Source organism: Endozoicomonas sp. SESOKO3, from assembly GCF_024606255.1.
In genome coordinates this window covers 1-2,359 of record NZ_JAHHPR010000767.1, presented here as the reverse complement: position 1 = coordinate 2,359, position 2,359 = coordinate 1, and the positions used below count along the sequence as shown (strand labels likewise).

The window sequence follows — 2,359 nt, the reverse complement described above, 5'->3', positions numbered from 1 at the left end:
TCAACGGTGCCAGAAATATCTTTCTTAAGTGTTTGACAAGGTAGCTTGAACCTTAGCCATAACAGCGAGTGTTGCGCTCGTTGCGGATTTAATCAAGAGCAGATCTCTGAATTACTGCTATTCTCAACCCTTCAGTTTTGCACAGGCATTCCATTTCGGTCTGCCGCAACAATAAAAACAAAAGTACAGAAAGAAGGGAGTGTTTATGCTGCGGTTAGCTGTTGTTCAAACCCGCGCCAAAACCGGGCTGGATGCACCTGCCGTATCGGTTGAAGTTCATTTGTCGGCAGGTCTGCCAGCCCTGAATATGGTGGGTCTGCCGGAAGCCGCTGTTCGCGAGAGCAAAGACAGGGTAAGGAGCGCAATCCTCAACAGTGGTTTTGAGTTTCCTGTTTCCCGTATTACTGTCAATCTGGCACCTGCGGACCTTCCTAAAGAAGGCGGTCGTTTTGATCTGCCCATCGCCCTGGGCATCCTTGCGGCATCAGGTCAACTCAAGCCTGAGTCGCTGGCAGGTTATGAGTTTCTTGGTGAACTGGCCCTGTCTGGCGAACTGAGACCGATCACAGGCTCACTGCCAGCATCTATAGCCTGCAGTCAATCGTCTCACACACTGATGCTTCCCCAGCTGAATGCACAGGCGGCAGCCCTTTGCCCTGATGCAAAAGTGTTGGGTGCAGACAACCTGCTCAGAGTCTACGCTCATCTCACCGGTAATGAACATCTGTCAGAAGCCACCTGCAACAGGAATGAATGTCCTGTTGATTACCCCGACCTGCTGGATGTAAAAGGCCAGCAACAGGCTAAACGAGGGTTAATGACAGCAGCCGCTGGTGCTCATCATCTGATTTTCTACGGTCCTCCGGGTACTGGTAAAACCATGCTGGCCAGTCGCTTGCCGGGGATTCTTCCCGAGATGAATGATCATGAGGCTCTGGAAGTAGCCGCCATACATACTTTGTCTTCCTACAACCAGCCGCCGTCATGGAAACAGCGCCCCTTTCGCAACCCCCACCATACGGCCTCTGCCGTCGCTCTGGTGGGTGGCGGCAGCCAACCCCGACCGGGAGAGATTTCCTTTGCACACAACGGTGTCCTGTTTCTGGATGAACTGCCGGAATTTCAAAAAGTGGCCCTGGAAGTGCTGAGAGAACCCCTGGAAACAAGGGAAGTGGTTATTTCCCGCGCCAAAGGTCAGGCCAGTTTCCCGGCAGGCTTTCAGTTAATTGCCGCCATGAACCCCTGCCCCTGCGGATACCTTGGAGACCCACAGAAAGCCTGCCAATGTTCTGCTGAGCAAGTCAGACGCTATAAACGAAAAATATCAGGCCCATTACTGGATCGCATAGACTTGCAAATAGAGGTCTCCAGTCAGAAAACGGAGCGACTTTTTGAAAGCCGGTCCGAAGATGAAAACCTCTCAACTGAAAAAATCCGTCAGCAGGTGATTGAGGCAAGATCTATCCAGCAATGCAGGCAGGGGAAACCCAACGCACGGCTGTCTGCCAGTGAGATGAATGAATACTGTTCGCTGAATAAAAAAGAACAGAATTTCATGACCCGACTTTGTGACAAATTGGGTTACTCGGCCAGAGCCGTACACCGAATATTGAGAGTGGCCAGAACTCTGGCCGATATCGATAAGGAAAAAGATATTCAACAAAAACATCTTGCTGAAGCAGTGCATTACAGAAAGCTGGATCGTGAGTCAGGTTAGCCTCCCGGTTTTAGAGCAGGTCCATCATCTTCAAGAAACTTGATGGTGTCGAGCTATGTAAAAAGTGGCCCTGAAGGTCAGTACGGCCTGATTTTCCAGGTCGTACTGCTTCAGCATTTTACCCTCTGGTTCAGAGAACTTGTTGACACCTCAGCGACATCAATGCCCCTGCCAGTACATGCTTTCTGAAACCGCTTTAATTAATTGACTGATGTCTTCTGGATAGACTTCCCCGATGTTGCCGATTCTAAAACAGTCGGCATCAGACACTTTACCGGGATAAATGACAAAACCTTTCCCTTTCAGCTGCTCATAAAAGCGGAGGAATTCATAATCGGGATGCTCTGGAGAGTAAAAAGAAGTAATAAACGGAGAGTGTAGCTTATTGTCTAACAGGCATCTGAAGCCCAGTTCATTCATACCCTGGACGAGCAAACGCTGATTGGTGGAGTAACGCTTGTGACGGGCAGCAATCCCGCCCTCTTCATTCAGCTCAGCCAGAGCTTGATGAAAAGCCCTCACGGTGTGAGTGGGAGAAGTAAAGCGCCACTTGCCATGATTTTTTTCCATGCACTGCCACTGATCATAGAGATCCAGAGACAGGGAGCGGGCCAGCCCTTTGCATTGGGATAAAAGAGTGCG

General features: G+C 50.1%; 1 protein-coding gene and 1 pseudogene. One reads left to right on the top strand and one right to left on the bottom strand.

The window, feature by feature from the left end; translation table 11 throughout:
* Positions 1 to 205: 205 nt before the first annotated feature.
* Positions 206 to 1,717, top strand: coding sequence for a YifB family Mg chelatase-like AAA ATPase (locus KDK18_RS13525; RefSeq protein ID WP_257255457.1), 1,512 nt, complete (start codon positions 206 to 208; stop codon positions 1,715 to 1,717).
* Positions 1,718 to 1,876: 159 nt separating this feature from the next.
* Here the strand turns inward: KDK18_RS13525 and KDK18_RS13520 are convergent.
* Positions 1,877 to 2,359: pseudogene (locus tag KDK18_RS13520) on the bottom strand (2-aminoethylphosphonate--pyruvate transaminase); the annotation flags it as partial.

Bases quoted from the DNA above. Each gene is read 5' to 3' on its own strand.
- KDK18_RS13525 (WP_257255457.1), top strand. From the start codon at position 206: ATGCTGCGGTTAGCTGTTGTTCAAACCCGCGCCAAAACCGGGCTGGAT.